General features: G+C 58.9%; 18 protein-coding genes and 1 tRNA gene. 9 read left to right on the top strand and 10 right to left on the bottom strand.

Features of this window, described 5'->3' with window-relative positions; genetic code table 11:
• The first annotated feature begins 91 nt into the window (after nucleotides 1-91).
• Nucleotides 92-505 carry a hypothetical protein gene (locus tag ACR3E0_RS10060; RefSeq protein ID WP_480478602.1) on the top strand — a complete coding sequence of 138 codons (414 nt, stop codon included), beginning with the start codon at nucleotides 92-94 and terminating at the stop codon, nucleotides 503-505.
• Nucleotides 502-1134, top strand: a complete 633-nt coding sequence (locus tag ACR3E0_RS10055; RefSeq protein WP_480478600.1) for a TIR domain-containing protein — start codon at nucleotides 502-504, stop codon at nucleotides 1132-1134. The genes ACR3E0_RS10060 and ACR3E0_RS10055 overlap by 4 nt, the downstream gene beginning before the upstream one ends.
• A 7-nt stretch (nucleotides 1135-1141) precedes the next feature.
• On the opposite strand, the gene ACR3E0_RS10050 is transcribed toward ACR3E0_RS10055, so the two are convergent.
• From ACR3E0_RS10050 to ACR3E0_RS10025, 6 genes are all read right to left on the bottom strand, one after another.
• Nucleotides 1142-1215 (bottom strand) — tRNA-Gly (locus ACR3E0_RS10050).
• Between the two features lie 72 nt (nucleotides 1216-1287).
• Complete coding sequence (locus ACR3E0_RS10045; RefSeq protein WP_480478598.1) at nucleotides 1288-2115, bottom strand: polyphosphate kinase 2 family protein; 828 nt, start codon at nucleotides 2113-2115, stop codon at nucleotides 1288-1290.
• A 126-nt stretch (nucleotides 2116-2241) separates the two neighbouring features.
• Nucleotides 2242-3306, bottom strand: coding sequence for a methyltetrahydrofolate cobalamin methyltransferase (locus ACR3E0_RS10040; protein ID WP_480478596.1), 1065 nt, complete (start codon nucleotides 3304-3306; stop codon nucleotides 2242-2244).
• Between the two features lie 9 nt (nucleotides 3307-3315).
• Entirely contained in the window at nucleotides 3316-4242 is a 927-nt protein-coding gene (locus ACR3E0_RS10035) for a methylenetetrahydrofolate reductase (protein WP_480478594.1), read from the bottom strand.
• 26 nt (nucleotides 4243-4268) lie between these two features.
• Nucleotides 4269-4565, bottom strand: coding sequence for a virulence factor (locus tag ACR3E0_RS10030; protein ID WP_480478592.1), 297 nt, complete (start codon nucleotides 4563-4565; stop codon nucleotides 4269-4271).
• A gap of 246 nt (nucleotides 4566-4811) precedes the next feature.
• On the bottom strand, nucleotides 4812-6698 hold the full coding sequence (locus tag ACR3E0_RS10025) for a PhoX family protein (protein ID WP_480478590.1): 1887 nt from the start codon (nucleotides 6696-6698) through the stop codon (nucleotides 4812-4814).
• A 179-nt stretch (nucleotides 6699-6877) separates the two neighbouring features.
• Here ACR3E0_RS10025 and ACR3E0_RS10020 point away from each other — a divergent pair, with 179 nt between their 5' ends.
• The 3 genes from ACR3E0_RS10020 (at nucleotide 6878) to ACR3E0_RS10010 (ending at nucleotide 9097) form a co-directional block, all read left to right on the top strand.
• Nucleotides 6878-7990 (top strand): Ppx/GppA phosphatase family protein, encoded by a 1113-nt coding sequence (locus ACR3E0_RS10020; protein WP_480478589.1) that lies wholly within the window; start codon nucleotides 6878-6880, stop codon nucleotides 7988-7990.
• On the top strand, nucleotides 7991-8317 hold the full coding sequence (locus tag ACR3E0_RS10015) for a hypothetical protein (protein ID WP_480478587.1): 327 nt from the start codon (nucleotides 7991-7993) through the stop codon (nucleotides 8315-8317).
• A gap of 63 nt (nucleotides 8318-8380) precedes the next feature.
• Complete coding sequence (locus tag ACR3E0_RS10010) at nucleotides 8381-9097, top strand: RlmE family RNA methyltransferase (RefSeq protein WP_480478585.1); 717 nt, start codon at nucleotides 8381-8383, stop codon at nucleotides 9095-9097.
• A 2-nt stretch (nucleotides 9098-9099) separates the two neighbouring features.
• Here the strand turns inward: ACR3E0_RS10010 and ACR3E0_RS10005 are convergent, their stop codons facing one another.
• The 3 genes from ACR3E0_RS10005 to ACR3E0_RS09995 all read right to left on the bottom strand — a co-directional run bounded on the left by ACR3E0_RS10005 (nucleotide 9100) and on the right by ACR3E0_RS09995 (nucleotide 12157).
• A complete protein-coding gene (locus ACR3E0_RS10005; protein WP_480478583.1) occupies nucleotides 9100-9291 on the bottom strand; it encodes a hypothetical protein in 192 nt (63 codons plus the stop codon).
• 101 nt (nucleotides 9292-9392) lie between these two features.
• Nucleotides 9393-11294, bottom strand: a complete 1902-nt coding sequence (locus tag ACR3E0_RS10000; protein WP_480478581.1) for a cytochrome c3 family protein — start codon at nucleotides 11292-11294, stop codon at nucleotides 9393-9395.
• Nucleotides 11291-12157, bottom strand: a complete 867-nt coding sequence (locus ACR3E0_RS09995; RefSeq protein ID WP_480478579.1) for a YihY/virulence factor BrkB family protein — start codon at nucleotides 12155-12157, stop codon at nucleotides 11291-11293. The genes ACR3E0_RS10000 and ACR3E0_RS09995 overlap by 4 nt, the downstream gene beginning before the upstream one ends.
• A gap of 171 nt (nucleotides 12158-12328) precedes the next feature.
• Between ACR3E0_RS09995 and ACR3E0_RS09990 the strand changes: the two genes are divergently transcribed.
• From ACR3E0_RS09990 to cls, 4 genes are all read left to right on the top strand, one after another.
• A complete protein-coding gene (locus tag ACR3E0_RS09990) occupies nucleotides 12329-13405 on the top strand; it encodes an AI-2E family transporter (RefSeq protein WP_480478577.1) in 1077 nt (358 codons plus the stop codon).
• 212 nt (nucleotides 13406-13617) lie between these two features.
• A complete protein-coding gene (locus ACR3E0_RS09985; RefSeq protein ID WP_480478575.1) occupies nucleotides 13618-15219 on the top strand; it encodes an arylsulfatase in 1602 nt (533 codons plus the stop codon).
• A 70-nt stretch (nucleotides 15220-15289) separates the two neighbouring features.
• Complete coding sequence (locus ACR3E0_RS09980) at nucleotides 15290-16264, top strand: HAD family hydrolase (RefSeq protein ID WP_480478573.1); 975 nt, start codon at nucleotides 15290-15292, stop codon at nucleotides 16262-16264.
• A 24-nt stretch (nucleotides 16265-16288) separates the two neighbouring features.
• A complete protein-coding gene (cls, locus tag ACR3E0_RS09975; RefSeq protein WP_480478571.1) occupies nucleotides 16289-17701 on the top strand; it encodes a cardiolipin synthase in 1413 nt (470 codons plus the stop codon).
• Here cls and ACR3E0_RS09970 read toward each other — a convergent pair.
• A complete protein-coding gene (locus ACR3E0_RS09970; protein WP_480478569.1) occupies nucleotides 17698-18132 on the bottom strand; it encodes an ion channel in 435 nt (144 codons plus the stop codon). The two genes, cls and ACR3E0_RS09970, sit on opposite strands and share 4 nt — an antisense overlap.
• Nucleotides 18133-18251 lie beyond the last annotated feature (119 nt).

Below are 18251 nucleotides of genomic sequence, written 5' to 3'. Positions count from 1 at the left end.
GTACGCTGGTGTATCGCACATCATATGGCGCTCACGCGCACCTCTGCCACCACATCTTGAAAGTGCGCGCATCAGTTCCCACCTGTCTTAGATGGATGATGACGCGGATATCCCAACTCCCAAGAGCGTTGAGATTTACAACCAACGCTACGAAACGTTTCGCCATCTCGACAAGCTGAGATGGCAGATGTTGCAGTTGCTGATTGCTGTGGCCTCAGCCACGGCACTCGTCCTGCGCTCGACCTCTGGCGAGCTAGAATGGTGGTTCTACGCGCTGCTCGGGGCAGCGCTCGCGACATTGGCCTTTGTAATGCTGCGCATTGGCGGTGGAATACGAGCTAACGCCATTGCGCTGCGCGAGGCTGGCAAGGCTATCGGTGACAACGGCTTGCCTGATGTCGCAAACCAATGGAAGTCTGTTGCGCACTGGCTCGCAATTGCCGTCATGATTCTCGGCCTCGCCATGATGTCGATGGCAGTTTTTGTATCCGGAGTATTTCAATGACAAAGGCGTTCATCAGCTACCACCATAGAAACGACCAGCAGTACCGCGAGCACCTTTCGTTTCTTGCGAACGTCTACGGCGCATTTGACGATCAGTCAGTGGAAGTTGGCGACATCGACGAGAGGTACCCGTCACAATCGATCCGTCACTTTATCCGCGATAACTACCTTCGCGACACGAAAGTAACGATTCTGCTCTGCGGGACCGAAACGCGCTTTCGTAAGCACGTCGATTGGGAACTCAAGTCGAGCATGATTGACGGAGCGATCAACCGGCGTAGTGGCATCCTCGTTATTGACTTACCATCGACGCGGTCAAAGTCGTCGCGCGCAAGTCTCGCGGGCGAGAAACAGTTCATCTATCCCGATCGCCTGTCTGGCTGGTTCAGCGTAACGACCAAAGTCGAATATCGAGAACTGTACCCGGATATGCCTCAGCGCATCATAGACAACCTAGCCAAACCCGGTGTGCGGCTTTCAGTGGTGCCTTGGAGCAGGGTCGAAAACCAGCCTGAAAATCTTAGGTTCCTCGTAGACGCCACGGCTCGTGTCGCCGCTACTAACGACTACGATCTAACACTTCCTATGCGAACCAAAAACCACAACCCGCAGCCAGCCAACCACTGCTAGATGAGCTTGGAGCGGGTAGCGGGAATCGAACCCGCGCGTTCAGCTTGGGAAGCTGACAGGCTACCATTACATCATACCCGCCGCGCTGGTCTGGATATCATCACCGCCTGATCCGGTTCAAGCAGGATCGCAGTGAAATTCCGCAAAATGACCTCACTCGGTCCGGGCGCGCAGGCTGTCTATGAGAGATTGATCAACGTCCAACGCTTCGCCTGCGGCGTCCAGAGTGCGCGTATCGAGATGATGGGGACACAAATCCACGCCTTTGGAGAACGCATGAACAATGGCTTTCATTGCCTTGATTCTCGCATACTTTTTGTTGTTTGCGGGGATCACGTGCCAGGGAGCTTTGTCGGTTGAAGTCCGGGCCAGCATTTCATCGACGGCGATTTCGGCTTCCTCCCATTTCTCACGATTGCGGAAATCCTCATAGGTCAGCTTCCAGCGCTTTAGAGGGTTCGTCAGTCGCTCGGTGAACCGTTGCATCTGTTCCTCAGGCGAGATGTGGAAAAACAGTTTCACAATCCGCGTTCCGTCATCCACCAGCATGCGTTCGAAATCGTTGATTTCCTGATAGGCCGCGCGCCAGCGGGTCTCGGGCGTGATGTGCTCGATCCGCTCGACCAATACCCGCCCGTACCAGCTGCGATCAAAGGCCGAGATCGCACCCGATGGTGGCAGGCGTTCCCAAAATCTCAGCAGGTAGTGCCGGTTGAGGTAATAGTTTCTGGGGGCACCGATCGGCCAGACCTTGAAACTACGCGGGTCCAGGGCCTGACTGATCCTGCGAATGGTGCCGCCTTTGCCCGCCGCGTCCCAGCCTTCGAATACAAGAACGCCCTTCAGCCCATGAAACAGAAAAGCCTGTTGAATCCGCTCAAGCTTGGCCTGCAACGCGACAAGCTGTTCGAAATACGCGTCTTTTGTCAGACGCTTGGTCAGATCTGCGTCCGACAGTTTCGGAGGATGATGTTTGGACATGACGCACCGGATCAATGACTAAGATCAGGTTATTTTGTCCAATTGTTGGAACCGCGCCTTGATCAGCGTCAAGAGAGTAAGGCCGGGACAAACGCCCGGCATTGCCAAACTACACCGGGTTGTTGATCAGGCGCGGCGGCGGCGACCGCCTCCGCGACGTCCCCGGGCACCTTCACCTTCGGCCCCTGCCGCGTCCGGCGCTTTGTTGAACCGGATCCATTCACCGCCATGCGGGTCGTTGTTGGTCAACAGGTTGGCAGCGCGGATGGCTTCCATCTCTTTGCCCGCACGCGGCAGGGTCGAGCCCAGACCGAACATCTGAACAAACGCCTCGTCATCCATACCGTCCGGCAGGATGATACCCGCAGCGGCAACCGCCTCTTTCTTTTCGGCAATCTTCTTTTGCGTCACTGGCAGAGCCACCGGGTTCATGATCGCCGAGGTCATGCCGGCCCCCATCGCCATCGGCAGGAAGGCGTTGTTGATGCCATGTCGGTTTGGCAGACCAAACGAGACGTTGGAGGCACCACAGGTGGTGTTCACGCCCAGTTCTTCGCGCAGACGACGCACCAGGGCGAACACCTGCTGACCGGCGGTCGCCATCGCGCCGATGGGCATGACCAACGGGTCAACAACGATGTCATGCGCGGGGATGCCAAAGTCGGCAGCACGTTCAACGATCTTCTTGGCGACGTCAAACCGCACATTGGGATCTTCCGAGATGCCGGTGTCGTCGTTCGAGATCGCCACGACCGGAACGTTGTATTTCTTGACCAACGGCAAAACCAGTTCCAGACGATCTTCTTCGCCGGTGACCGAGTTCAGCAGAGGACGCCCTTCAGCGGCTTCAAGGCCAGCCTCAAGCGCGCCGGGAACCGATGAATCGACGCATAGCGGCACATCGACCAATCCCTGCACCAGTTCAACGATCTTGCGCATCAATGGTGGTTCAGTCTCGTTCGGATTGGGGTTCGAGTTGTAAACAACACCCGCATTGATATCCAGAACGGTTGCGCCTGCAGCAACTTGAGCCAACGCGTCTTTTTCAACAGTCGAAAAATCGCCTGCTTCCAGTTCTGCGGCCAGTTTCTTGCGACCCGTGGGGTTGATCCGTTCACCGATCACGCAGAACGGCTCATCAAAGCCCAGAACGGCAGTTTTTGTTTTTGATTCTACGACTGTACGGGTCATATCCGTTCCTTAAGCGTTGGCAGGCTGCGCCGAGGCACCGCCATTATTGATCGCCCAGTTGGCGTTGGTCTTGATCCCGCCGAGCGGGAAGAAGTGCACGTTGGTGATGTTGAACTCCGGGTTGGCGGCCTTGTGGTTCGCCAGTTCGGTGATCACGTCCGTCGGCTCGTAGGGCAGCAGCAGCTTGGAGACATCCATGGCGCGTTTCTGCAGCACCTTCAGCGACGGTCCGACACCGCAGGCGATGGCAAACTTGATCAGGGTCTGCAGCTTGGCCGGGCCTGCGATGCCGATATGCACCGGAATGTCGATCCCTGCTTCTTTCAGGCTGTCTGCCCAGGCGATGATCGGTTTGGCGTCAAAGGAAAACTGAGTGGCCAGCGCCATTTCGGCATCCGTGGTTTCCGAGAATTTCTGTTTCCAGCGCAGCGCATCGTCCACGTTCCTGGTCGAACCGTCCGGGTCGATGTCCTTGTTGCCTTCGGGGTGGCCCGCAACGTGCAGGCGTTTGAAACCCGCCTTGTCGAACAGGCCGGTTTCGAGCAACTGCATCGAGCTGTCCAAATCGCCGTGCGACTTGGAGATGCCACCGGCCAGCAGCAGAGCCTGATCGACACCGGCCTCGCCCTGATACATCGATATCCAGTTTTCCAGCGTGGCGGCGTCCTTGATGATCCGAGCCGGGAAGTGCGGCATCACCGGGTAGCCTTCGGCCGCGATCCGTTTGGCCGTCTTGACCATATCCTCGATCGGCGTGCCGTCGATATGGGCGATGTAGACGCGGGTGCCTTCGGGCAGCAGCGCGCGGAAATCCTCGACCTTTTCGGCGGTGCGGGGCATCACCTCGATCGAATAGCCCTGCAAAAAGGCTTCGACGGTCGGATTGACTGGGCCGGTTTCGACCGCATCACGTTTCTTGAAGTTCAGCAAAGCCATTGCGGCCTCCCATAGCTGTCTCGGGCTCATGCCCAACCGTCATTGGCGATCAGGGCTTTGATGCGGTCCTGATCGTATTCCGTTTCCAGACGCACGGCCTGCGCCTCGGCAATCTCGGCAGGGTCACCGTCGACTGCAAAAGGCTGGGCCTTGCGCCATTCGGCCAGATAGGCATCGCTGTCCTTTGCGTTCACCTTCATGGCGGCCCGGTCGATGGCCTGCTCAAACCGTTCTTCCAATTGCCGCTTGGCGCCGCGACGGCCCTTGCCGACGATGACCTGAGCGGGAATGTCGCGCCAGTATACGATGGTGACGTCAGGCATCGCCGTGATTCCTCCTAACCAGATGGGCTGGTTCTAAACTTCAATGTGGGCCCGGGTCGGTCGATTTTCGACACCCGGCGCTTTTTCAGCGACGTTTTTGCCCGTGATGGGACACTGGGGCTTTTACAACGATCGTCCACAAAAGCGCATATCAAATTTCTCAATGTATCTATGAACGTTCTGCATAAAACAAAGAACCCCGGACAGCGCCTGCTGTCCGGGGCGTTTTTCTGGCTCGGGTCGGGTTTAACCGACCAGCCCGCCATCCTCGCGCGTAACAGCGATGATCGCAGACCGTGGAACCGCATCCCCGCCTTCGGGCCAGTGGCTGTTGCCGTCTTCACCCGGGTGCTGGATGCCAACGAACATCGTGCGGCGGTCCGGCGACCAGCTTATGCCGGTGATCTCACATTCGTTGGGGCCGACCATAAAGCGGCGGATTTCGCCGGTGACCGGGTCACCTGCCAGCATCTGGTTGTTGCCCTGACCGGCAAAATCACCTTCGTTGCCGTAATTGCCATCGGTCTGGATCCACAACAGCCCGTTGCTGTCAAACTTCAGCCCGTCGGGTGAGTTGAACATGTTTTCGGCGCTCAGATTGGCCGAGCCTGCGTATGCATCCTGATGGACCGTCGGGTTACCCGCCAGCACATACAGATCCCAGCCAAAGCCCGATGACGTGTGATCGCCACCTTCGGGCCGCCAGCGTACGATCTGGCCATAGTTGTTGGCCTCGCGCGGGTTCGGACCGTTGACCGAGGTGTCGTCGCCACCAGCGTTCGGTTTCACGCCACGGTTCTTGTTGTTGGTCAGGCAGCAATAGACCTCGGCGGTGTTCGGGTTGGCGGCAACCCATTCCGGGCGATCCATGGTCGTCGCTCCAACAGCCGATCCCGCCTGTCGAGTATGAATGCTGATTTCGGCCTGCGATGCCAGGCCCGTTGTCTCTGGCGTCAGGTCCAACCATTCACCGGTGCCGTCGTCATTGAATTTTGCAACGGACAACGTGCCGTTTTCCAACAATGTGTTGGTGTCCACACCGGCCGCATAAACGCCATCCGAGACAAAGCGATACAGGAATTCGCCACGCTCATCATCGCCCATGTAAACAACAACGCGACCGTCATTGTTCACGACGGTTTCGGCATTCTCATGTTTGAACCGGCCCAGGGCGGTCAACTTGCGTGGAGTCGAGGTCGGATCGGTCGGATCGATCTCGACCACATAGCCAGCGCGGTTCGGCTCGTTCGGGTTCGTCGAGACGTCGAAACGGTCGTCGATCTTGGCCCAGCCATAGCCCCAGTCTTTGGACGAGACGCCATAGCGCTTCAGTTCGGGGCTGACTTCGTGGTTTTCGTCAGCCGCTGAGAAATAGCCGTTAAAGTTCTCTTCGCAGGCCAGATAGGTGCCCCAGGGCGTCATGCCGTTGCCGCAGTTGTTCCAGGTGCCTTTGGTCGAAGTGCCCGACGGATCAGCCGCCGTTTTCATCAGGTCATGAGCAGCAGCCGGACCGGTGATGGTCATATCGGTCTGCGGTGTGATGCGGCGGTTATACGGGCTGTCCTTGACGATACCCCATGTGCCGTCGCTGATGGCAATCTCAACGACTGTCACACCGTGGGCCATCATGCCTTTGGCGACGTCATCGTCCGAGGCCGCCTTGGCATCGGGGTTGTTGCCCCACAGAATGTCACGGTTGGTGTATTCGTTGTTCACGACCAACAGGACGTGGCCGTCGTGCAGAAACACGTCCTGACCATCTGTATTGTCCCCAAAGGCGCGTTCCTGGCTGGCGGCCGTGCCGCGCGTTGCGTGATCGAATTCAGGCGCGTCAGACCACAGCGGGTCGCCCCAGCGCACCATGACCTCGGCCTTGTAGCCCGGGGGTACGATGACATCGTCGGCGGTTGAAACCGGAATCGCCTGAAACGAGAAACGGTCCGCCGCCGCGCGCGCACCCGTGGGAATAAGCGAACCGCCAACGGCTGTGAAGCTGCCCATAGCCAGCACGCCACCAAGAAAGCCACGACGGGACAGGGCGCGTTCCACCACGCGGTCAAATTCACACTCTTCAGGGCGTGGGTTTACGACTTCATCATATTCGTCAAAGGACAGGGTGTGCTCATCTTTCATGGCGGTCTCCGTATCTGGCTGTCAGCGAGTAGAGAATCCCGTTCAGGGTTCCGACCTTTCAGGTCGCATTTCAGTATGAACCGCATGTGACAGTCACGTTAATTTCAAAACTGAAATCACTTGCGCGTCGGCGAAGCCCCGCCTAGGGTCGGGGTAACTCGAAATCGGAGGGCGTGACGATGGCGCCCAAGCGTCCCAAAGGTGCGGGCGCGTTCCCGAAAGCGGTCGAAAGCCCCGCGCCGGCAAGACCCGATCCAGATGCGTTATATGCGGCGCTGGATCTGGGGACAAACAGCTGCCGCATGTTGATCGCCCAGCCCAAGGGCAGCGGGTTTCATGTGGTAGACAGCTTTTCCAAATCGGTGCAACTGGGTGCCGGATTGGAGCGAACCGGACGGCTGTCGCGGGCGTCCATGTCCCGCACCGTTCAGGCCCTGCGGATCTGCCAGCAAAAGCTGAAACGCAACAAGGTCAAGCGGATGCGACTGATCGCGACCGAAGCCTGTCGCCGGGCCAAGAATTCCCGCGACTTCATCCGGCAGGTGAAACGCGAAACGGGGCTGACGCTCGAGATCATTCAGCCCGAGGAAGAGGCGCGGCTGGCGGTCATCTCCTGCGCGCCCCTGGTCTCGACCAAGACCGAGCAGCTGCTTGTGGTGGATATCGGCGGGGGATCAACGGAACTGGTCTGGATCGATATCTCGTCCCTGCCCCGGCGGGATCGCCCCGCCGCGATCATGCGGCTGCACAACGGGTTTCATACCGCCGACAGCCCCTTTCCGGCCGCCAAGGTCGTGGACTGGATCAGCGTGCCGCTGGGCGTGGCCACGTTGCGGGATCAGTTCAGCGACGTCGAGGACGACTCGGCACGGTTCGCGCTGATGAGCTGGTTCTTTGAGGAAAATCTGGCCGATTTTGCCCCCTACAAAGACGAACAGGCCCGCGAGGGCTTTCAGATCGTGGGCACCAGTGGCACCGTGACGACCGTGGCAGCCTCGCATCTGGGGCTGAAACGCTATGACCGGACCAAGGTCGACGGGTTGCGCATGACCAGCGACCAGATTGACAAAGTCATCCGCGGCTATCTGGACCTCGGACCTCACGGGCGACGCCGGGATCCTCGGATCGGGGATGACCGGCAGGCCCTGATCATGTCCGGCTCGGCCATTTTGCAGGCTCTGCTGCGCTGCTGGCCCACCGACCGCCTGTCTGTGGCGGACCGAGGGCTGCGCGAGGGTCTGCTCTATGCGCAGATGAGCGCGGACGGCGTGCTGGAAGATGGGCCGTTTTGATTGCAGTCATCTGACCGCGTCATAATTGCGATTGCTTATCGCACCAGCACGGCCGCGACGACGATCTGCTCTCTCGAGGCTGCAGGGTTTGATGTTTTCTGCCCCGGGTACAACCTGATCAGCATGGTCCCGCACTGGGCCTTGGCAATTGGCGGCATTCACATCGCAGTTCCGGGCCCGCAGGCGTCGGACGCCAGAGATCTGTTGCGCAGCTTTGAGGTCGCATCTCAGAATAAACCCTCTTGCGTGTCGCACTTAATGAACGGTCTGGGCTGGCTGGCGTTTGACATTTCTTCTCCTTGGCCGGACCTGATGGTAAGAGACTAGGGCTTTCTTGATACCTAACCCGCAAGGCGGTATGGACCGGTCAGCTTTCAGGAGAACAATCGCATGGCAAAAACGCCGAGCGGAAAAAACACCTCGGGCCGCGGGCAGCGCGACCTGAAGGTCAAGGTCAAGACCGCGCGCGGGCGCAAGCTCAGCTCGACCCGCTGGCTGCAACGTCAGTTGAATGACCCGTATGTCAAGCGGGCCCAGACCGAAGGGTATCGCGGACGCGCGGCGTTCAAGATACTGGAACTGGATGACAAGTTCCGCTTTCTGGTTCCCGGGGCACGCGTGGTTGATCTGGGATGCGCGCCGGGCGGCTGGTGTCAGGTCGCCGTCAAACGCGTCAACGCGTTGGGCGAGCGATCCGGCAAGCAAATCGGAACGGTTCTGGGCATTGATCTGCAAGAGGTCGAACCGATTGCCGGGGCGGACATCCACCAACTGGATTTCATGGATGACGGTGCGGATGACAGGGTCAAGGAATGGCTGGGCGGCAAGGCCGACGTTGTGATGTCGGATATGGCGGCCTCATCGTCGGGGCACAAACAGACCGACCATTTGCGGATCATGGCGCTGTGCGAAACGGCAGCGTATTTCGCGTTTGACGTCCTGGAACAAGGCGGCACGTTCGTGGCCAAGGTTCTGGCCGGCGGTGCCGAGGGGGATCTGCAGAAGCTGCTGAAACAGAAGTTTGAGAAAGTCGCGAATGTAAAGCCGCCCGCGTCCCGGTCCGACAGTTCCGAGAAATTCGTTGTCGCCACCGGGTTTCGCGGCTGAATTCAGTCTTCCAGCACGATCCGTTCGTCGGTCAGCCGTTGCTCGCGCAACGATGCAGAGGCAATGCCCAGCAACAACAGCGCCTCACCGTGATTCAGGTCTACCGGCTCTCGTGCGCGTAGCTCGGCAATGCGCTGATCCAACGAGATTTTTCCAACCACCGCCACCGGCTTGTTTACCACTTGCTCTGACATAGATCACCTTTACCGAACAAACGGGCCAACACGCCCTGCCCTGATCCATAGCGCTGAAATTTGCCGGGAAGATGTCCAAAACCGGGCTGAGACTGGCCGGGTCACGGGCCAAGCTGCGTTGAAAGCTGCTGCAACGCCGGATCGTCCGGAATCACGTTCAACCCCTCGCGAACCACCTCGCGCGCAGCGTCTGCTCCACGGTTTACTTGCGCCAATTGCACCAACATCGGCCACGCCTCGGCCCGTTGCGGGTCCAGTGTGACAACTTCGCGAAACGCGCGCTCAGCCGCTTCGGCATTTCGGAGTGTCAGAGCCATACCCCCGAGCACAAGATGGGTTTCGGGAAAGTCCAGCCGGTTGGAAATCGAGCGCTGCCACTCCGCCATGCTTTGCCGGGCCATTTCCTGTTGCGCGGGTGTCAGAGCCTGCTCAGGAATTCTCAGGAACTCTTTTGCTGTCGCGATACGAACGTTGCGCGTCGGATCGGATAGCAAAGGTTCCAACCGCTGTACTTGATCAGAAAGGGCTGCCTGACGTTGCAGGGCGACCGCATTGGCGCGGATCAGCGAATCCGCCTCGCGCAGCAAAGGGGCCGTTGCGGCAGCTACATCAGGTGAGCCGAAAGGTTGCAGCAGATAAGCGGCCGTGGCCCGGACTATACCCGGTTGAGCAGGGTCAACTGCGATGGCCAGCAAGCCGTCCGGACTATCTGCCTGGCCCTGAAATACGGCATCAAACTCGGTTCCGAAATGAGGCTTGCGATGATCGGCCTGAGGAAACCACGCCTCAATTTGCCCGGCAGCCCAGTTCTGACTTTCGTCCTGATGGCAGTCGGTGCAGGCATCCACGCCCAATGCCAGATCCGGGCGTGGTATGCGGAAACTGTGGTCGCGTCGGCCGTCCACACCCATATAGACCCGTTCGATCATATGGCAGCTTTTGCATTGCGCACCCTCGCTACCCTCGGGGTGATGGTGATGAGCGGGCGCGTCGTATTCCTTCCCCGACAGCGTCGGGAAACCGGGGTTTCCGGCGGGTGAATGACATTGCGTGCACAGACCATTCCCCTCGGCCTTCAGCGTCGCGCTGTGCGGCTCATGACAATCCATGCACCCAACCCCGCGGGCGTACATCCTGGATTGCAGAAACGAGCCGTAGACGTAGACTTCGTCCAATATCTGACCGTCGGAGTGATACAGACCGGGTCTGAGCAGCGCGAGGTTGTAGGCATCGTGGTACGGCGTTCCGGGCAAAGGGTTGCCATTTTCATGGGCTTCGCGCCGCGAATGACATGCCGCACATTGCTGGATTTCGGCCTCGGTCTGTCCCCTGCCCCAATTCATCATGAATCCATAGTCACTCAGACCATCGGCCGGCTCCTGCCCGGCGACCCAATCGATATGGGCCGACCCCGGCCCGTGACAGGATTCGCACCCGACGCCGATCTCGGATTGCACCGAGCGATAGGTCCGGGTTGCCGGGTCATAGTTCTTTTCGAATCCGGTAGCATGGCATTCGGCACACCGGGCATTCCAGGTCTTGTAAGGTCCGGTCCAATGCAACCCGTCATCAGGTGGCAGGTCCTGATCGGGGTAGAGGTGAAACCAGCGCCTGGTTTCGGTGTCCCAGACCACATCAAAGCTCTGCAATCGCCCGGGCTCGGTTTCGAACAGGTATTGCTGCAATGGCGCGATGCCGACCACCGAATGCACATCGTACTCGGTTGTCCGGCCGTCCTTTTCGGTGACCCGTGCGGTGTAGGTTTCCGCGTCGACCCCAAACGCCACGGACATGCCGTCATAGTCAAAACGCGTGCCATCGAAATCGGCCAGAACCGAACCATTGCGGACCGGCGTCCATGCCATCGCATGGTGCGACGTGGCCCAGGCGGCGGCTTCTTCGGTATGGCAGTCCTTGCATTGATCCGAGCCCACATATCCCGGTGTCTGCGCATGTCCGGCGACCGGCGCGGTAACGCACAGTGCCAGCACCAGCCGCTTCACACGTCCCCCTCCCCGGTGTCATTTCGCAAGTCCATCAGCGCGCCGTTATACTCCGCCCCAAGGATCAGCATCGCCGCGCACAGATACAAAAAGATCAAGGCGGCCATGGCCCCGGCCAACCCGGCATATGTGGCACTGTAGGTCGCGAACTGGGCGATATAGATGGAAAACGCCCATCCACCGGCGGTCCACAGCGCCAGGGTCAGCACCACGCCGGGCAGAATTTGCAACAGGCTATGGCGGCGCGTCGGCAGAATCAGATGCGCCAGCAGGACCGTGCCGGCCGGGACAGCAACCGTGAATGTCCACCGCAACCTGTCAACGGACAGCCAGTCCGAGACGTCAATATCGGTGCGTTCGGTGACCAACTGCGTATAGGCAGGCAGGATCAGTTCAAACGCGGCGACGGCCAGAATCGTAGCCCCGCCAAGTATGACCAGCGCGAAGCACAGCAGGCGCGCCTTCCAAAACGGCCAGCTGTCCTGATCGTGGTAGGCCTGGATCATGGCGGCCCGCACCGCAGCGACGCCATTCGACGCAAAGTATATCGCCAGCAGACCACCCAACGTGATCACACCCGTCCCCGACCCCGCCAGAACCGCGCGCAGTTCGGCCACTATCGGTTCGGCCACATCCCTGGGCCATGCGCCGAAGATCAGCTCAATCAGTTCATCCGTGACATAGCCCTGCGACAACGCACCCGCCAAGGCCACCGTGAACAACACAAACGGGAACAGCGCCAGCATCAGCGACATGGCGACATGGCTGCTCATGACAAACCCGTTCTTGCCATTGAACCGCCGAAGGGCCAGCCAAAACGCCTGCACAGGACGCCCCAAAGTGGGAATCACGGAACCGGTCATAGATGAACCCTACCCCGCCTGCCGCGATCACAGAACCCATGGCGGTCGAAACCGCGGGGATAAAGGCCCTTCAAATACCTGACTGCATTGCATAAACCCGCGCGCCTGTGCAGGATCGTCCTGCGTTCACCCCTTTTTCGGGCAGCGATTGCCCGCAGGACAGGCCCAGGTATGACCTCTGATCAGAACAACACCCCGGTTCGGCCCAGGCTCAAGCTGGAAGTGGTGCGCGACACCTGCATCGTTGCGACGCTGGTTGTGCTGGGGTTGTACGCGGGCGCCGCCTTTCTGATACCCTTGACGATGGCGCTTTTGATCAACGTGCTTATCATTGCGCTGAGCGACCGGGTCATCGCCCTGACCCGCGCGCCCGTCTGGCTGGCCAATATCGCCGGGGTTACGGTGGTTTTGGCCGGTCTGTTCATGATCATGTACATTCTGGGCAGCCAGGCCACGCAGTTTGCGCGCACCATCAACACCTATGAAAGCCAGTTTGACGGCGCCGTGGACCGCATCACCGGGCTGGTGGGCAATGACGTGACGACCTTTATCCGGGACAATCTGGTCAGCATCGACATGTCCTATGTCGCCCGCGTGCTGCTGGGCAGCGCCACCTCCCTGCTGAACCAGTTCTTTCTGATCAGCCTCTACGTCGCCTTTCTGATGGCTGAGCGGCTGGCCTTTCGCAAAAAAATCCAACTGGCGGCGGGTAGCCCGCAGACCGGGTCCGAGTTTGCCGCCATGCTCGACGCGATCTCTTTCAGCCTGCAGCGCTATGTCGGTGTCAAAACCTTCATCAGCCTTGTCACCGCCGGCATCAGCTACTCGGTCTTCCGAGCTTTGGGATTGGAATACGCCGAGACCTGGGCCGTTCTGACCTTTGCGCTGAATTTCATACCCTCGATCGGGTCGATCATCGCCGTAATTTTTCCAGCCATGATCGCATTGGTGCAATTTGAAACCGTGGGCCCGTTTCTGATCATCGTGCTGGGCTGCGGCACGCTGCAATTTCTGATCGGCAATTTCCTCGATCCCGCCATGCTTGGGCGGTCGCTGAACATGTCCACCTTCCTCGTCATTCTGGCGTTGATGTTCTGGACAACGGTCTGGGGCCTGATCGGCGCGTTCCTGAGTGTCCCTTTGACCGTGTGTATCCTGATCGTCTTCAGCCACATCCCTGCATTGCGGCCCATAGCGATTTTGATGTCGCTGGATGGCCGGCTTGGCGAAGACGACAAAGCGAACTGATGGTTCTGGTTGTTTTGCCGGAAATCAATCATTCAAAAATTGTGTATTTCGAATTTCTCGTATGCTAGCATCGCCAGATGAGGCTTCCGCGTATTGAGATTTAACGTTGGGAATCGGCAGTTTACAATTCGAACCAAAAAAAAGCCAAAGCACCGCCGACTAGATTTTGAACACAAGTCAGGGTCCCCGACCCGCCACTTGAGGAGCATCATATGTCATTGTCGATTGGAGCCCGCGATACGTGGGTGAAAAAGCTGGCCACCGCCGCAATTGCCGCGTGTCTTGCCATTCCTGCATGGGCGCAGGATCAGAAGCCGAATATCCTCGTCATCTGGGGTGACGATATCGGGCAATCCAATATCTCGGCTTATACAATGGGGTTGATGGGGTACCAGACACCCAATATTGACCGCGTCGCCAATGAGGGCATGATTTTTACCGACTATTATGGCGAGCAGTCCTGCACCGCCGGGCGATCCTCCTACATCATGGGCCAGTCGGTGTTCCGCACCGGGCTGTCCAAGGTGGGTCTGCCGGGCGCCAAGGAAGGGATGCAGGTCGAAGATCCAACCATCGCAGGCCTTTTGAAAGACCACGGGTATGTGACCGGCCAGTTCGGCAAGAACCACCTGGGTGACAGGGATGAACATCTGCCGACAAACCATGGATTTGATGAGTTTTTTGGCAATCTGTACCACCTGAATGCCGAGGAAGAACCCGAACACGAGGACTATCCCGGTGACGCCCTTTTGCCGGACGGACAAACCTTCCGCGAAGCATACGGTCCGCGCGGCGTGATCCGGTCTTCGGCAGGTGGTGAAATCCAGGACACCGGACCGCTGACCAGAAAGCGGATGGAAACCGTCGACGAAGAGACGCTGGAGGCTGCGATCGAGTTCATTCGCGAAGCCAACCAGAACGGCACGCCGTTTTACGTCTGGTGGAACGGCACCCGGATGCATTTCCGCACACATGTCAAAGACGAGATGCGCGCACAGGCGAACGAGATTCTGGGCGGGCCGGCCGATGAATACACCGCCGGTATGATCGAACACGACATGCATGTCGGGCAACTTCTTGATCTGCTGGATGAGTTGGGGATCGCCGACGATACAATCGTGCATTACTCAACCGACAACGGTCCGCATTACAACACCTGGCCGGATGCCGCAGCGACCCCGTTCTGGGGCGAAAAGAACACCAACTGGGAAGGCGGCTGGCGCGTGCCCTCGATGGTGCGCTGGCCCGGCCAGATCGAAGCTGGATCTGTGTCCAATGAAATCGTGCATCATATGGATTGGCTGCCGACCTACCTGGCGGCAGCCGGAGACTCCGAGATCAAGGAAAAGCTGATGGCCGGGTATTCGTCTCCTGTGATGGGACGCGACTACAAGGTCCATCTGGACGGCTACAACATCCTGCCGCTGCTGACCGGTGAAACCACCGAAAGCCCGCGCCGCGAGATCTTCTATTTCACCGATGACGGCGACCTGTCGGCCCTGCGGTTCGACGATTGGAAGCTGATCTTTCTGGAACAGAAGGCCTGGGCCACCTTGCGTGCATGGATGGAGCCGTTCACCGAGCTGCGCGTGCCGATCATCGTCAACCTGCGACGGGATCCTTATGAACGTGGGTACCGGACGTCGAATAGCTACTATGACTGGATGATTGACCGCGTGTATTTCCTGGTGCCGGCGCAACAATATGTTGCAGGCTTCCTGAGCACATTCCAGGAATTCCCGCCGCGGCAGAAAGCCGCCAGCTTCAGCCTGGATCAGGTGATGGAGAAACTGACCACGCCCACCTCCAACTGATGTGAGCCAGCATGCACGTCCGGGGTCGCCGTTTCAGCGGCCCCGGGATTACGGATGAGGAGATAGTGTCATGATGCGTCTCGCCCTTGCTGCGTTGATCTCAAGCTGGCCGCTGATCGCGCTGACCGACCCGTTGCCAAGCTGGAACGATACGGAAGCGCGCGAGCGGATCACCTCTTTTGTCGACGCCGTCACGGACCCGGAAAGTCCCGACTACATCACCCCGAACGACCGGATCGCGGTGTTCGACAATGACGGGACGCTGTGGGCGGAACAGCCGGTTTACTTCCAGTTCATCTTTGCGATGGACCGGCTCTCCGAACTTGCCAAAGAGAATCCGTCGATCCTGACCTCCCCGACGCTGCAGGCTGCGGCGGACGGCGATCTCGCGGCTGTTTTGCAGGGTGGCCACGACGCCTTGATCGAGGTTGTGAACGCTTCGCATACCGGCACCAGCGTCGATGCCTTTCAATCCGCGGTGACCGACTGGCTGGAGACGGCCCGACACCCGGACACGGGCCTTCCCTACCATCAGATGACGTACCAACCCATGGTCGAGCTGTTGCGGTACCTGCGCGATGAAGGATTTCGAACCTACATCGTGTCCGGCGGAGGCATTCATTTCATGCGCGTCTTTGCAGAGGACGCCTATGGCATCCCCCCCGAGCAGGTTCTGGGCACCTACGGCAACAGCACGATGGAGACTGTGGACGGTTCTCCGACCGTGGTCAAAGCCCTGGGCATTGCCTTTATCGACGACAAGGAGGGCAAGCCGATCAATATCGAGCGCACCATCGGCAAGCGCCCGATCATGGCGGTGGGAAACTCGGATGGTGATTTCGCGATGATGGAATGGACCACAGCGGGCAATGGCCCCCGCCTCGGCGTGCTGATCCACCATACGGACGGCGAACGCGAATGGGCGTATGACCGGGACAGCCCGATTGGCAGGTTGGTCGACGGGCTCGACAAAGGCCCGGACATGGGGTGGGTCATTGTTGATATGGCGCAGGACTGGTCCCGCATCTACACTGGCGCCAAGTAAACGACGCCGGAGCCGACTAACCATATGTGGACATTGCTTGTTTCTTCCTTCGTTGTTGCCCTTTATACAACAGCGGTTGTGTTCTCTGTGCGCGCGGCGCAAACAGCCCGCACCCCGCAAGGTGCTGTCGGATGGGTGGTCTTTCTGATCTCCGCACCGTTCTTCGCGGTTCCGATGTATCTGTTTCTGGGCCATCACCGGTTTCGCGATTACCGTATCGCCCGGCAGGAAAGCGAGCGGGTGGTCGAAGGCATCAAGACCTTTGCCGATTATTCCAAACCCGACCCGTCCACGATGCAGATCAATCCGCGCCCGTTTGAGTTTCTGGCACATCTGCCGGTGTCGCGCGGCAATGGCGCCGAGCTTCTGATCGACGGACAGGCGACGTTTGACGCCATTTTTGAAGCCATCGATGGCGCACAGAGTTACATTCTGATCCAGTTCTATATCGTGCGCGATGACCGGCTGGGCCGCCAGTTGCAGGACAAGCTGATCGCCGCGTCCAGACGGGGTGTGCATGTCCGGTTCATGACCGACGCGGTTGGCAGCTACGGCTTGCCGACCCAATACCTTGAAACCATGCGGGACGCCGGGATCGATGTGGCCGACCCCCGCCAGCAGCGCGGCCCAAATTTCCGGTTTCAGCTCAATTACCGAAATCACCGGAAAACAGTGATCGTGGACGGTGAGACAGGGTTCATCGGCGGGCACAATATCGGTGTCGAATACCTGGGCGAAGACCCCCATTTCGGACATTGGCGCGACACGCATCTGAAGATGACCGGCCATATCGTCCGCCAGTTGCAGCTGATCTTTACCGAAGACTGGCACTGGGCGCATGACGAGGACCTGATCGACGATCTTGTCTGGGCCGGGAGCGTGGCCGAGCAGGATATGAATGCCCTGCTTGTGGCAACCGGCCCGGGGGATGAAACCGAAACCGGCGCAATGATGTTCTTTGCCGCCATTGCCGAGGCAAAGGAACGGCTGTGGATCGCGTCACCCTATTTCGTGCCCGATATCGACATCATGACCGCGCTTCAACACGCGGCGATGCGTGGCGTGGATGTCCGCATTCTGGTTCCTGATATCATCGATCATCGCCTGCCCTGGCTGGCCGCCTTTGCCTATTTTGACGAGGTCCGGGACTGCGGCGCGCGGGTGTTTCGATATACCGACGGGTTCATGCACCAGAAGGTGTTCGTGGTCGATGACACGCTGGCGGCGGTGGGCACCACCAATCTCGACAACCGGTCCTTCCGGCTGAACTTTGAAGCGATGGCGTTGCTGTTCGACACCGAGGCTGCAAAAGCCGTCGAGGCGATGCTGTCGGATGATTTCGAGGCGAGTTATGAACTGACCCGCGATCTGGCGCAGCAACCCGCCCATATCCGCTTTGGGGCCCCACTGGCGCGCCTGTTCGCGCCCATCCTCTAAGAAAAGAACCTGTCCTGAAACACCCGCGTCATCAGGGCGACCATGTACGCTGTGGACAGGCCAAACGCCAGCAATCCCGTGACGGCCGCAAACGCACCAAATATGCGCAACGCCTCGCCCAATACGATATCGCCGTATCCGAGGGTCGTGAAAGACACCAGCGAGAAGTAGATCGCCGTGTTCCAGTCCGGAAGCACTTCGAGCAATACCCAGACGATCGCCCATATCCAGACCTGAATGGTGTGTGTCGCAACGATGAACGCCAGCGCTATGGCAATCGGACCAGCGGTCCCAATGAATACACCGCGCCTCTCCATCCTGTCGCCAAGTTTCAGCAGAACCACCGTGCACCAGGTCAGTAAAAAGATCTCGATCAGAAAGCAGAGACCCAGAAAGGTACTGCCCCAAAAGATCTGGTGCGACAACGTCATGTTTTTACATCCTGATTTGCGGCGCAAATATCTTGTTGCAGAATGACCGCTGAGACCATTGGGCACAAGCCCAACCCGCCCGGCACGAAACTGCGGCGTTTGGTTCTGCCTGCGCATCT

Source organism: Ruegeria sp. AJ12, assembly GCF_056536245.1.
The sequence above is the reverse complement of the archived record's forward strand: the minus strand, read 5'-3'. Positions and strand labels throughout refer to the sequence as shown.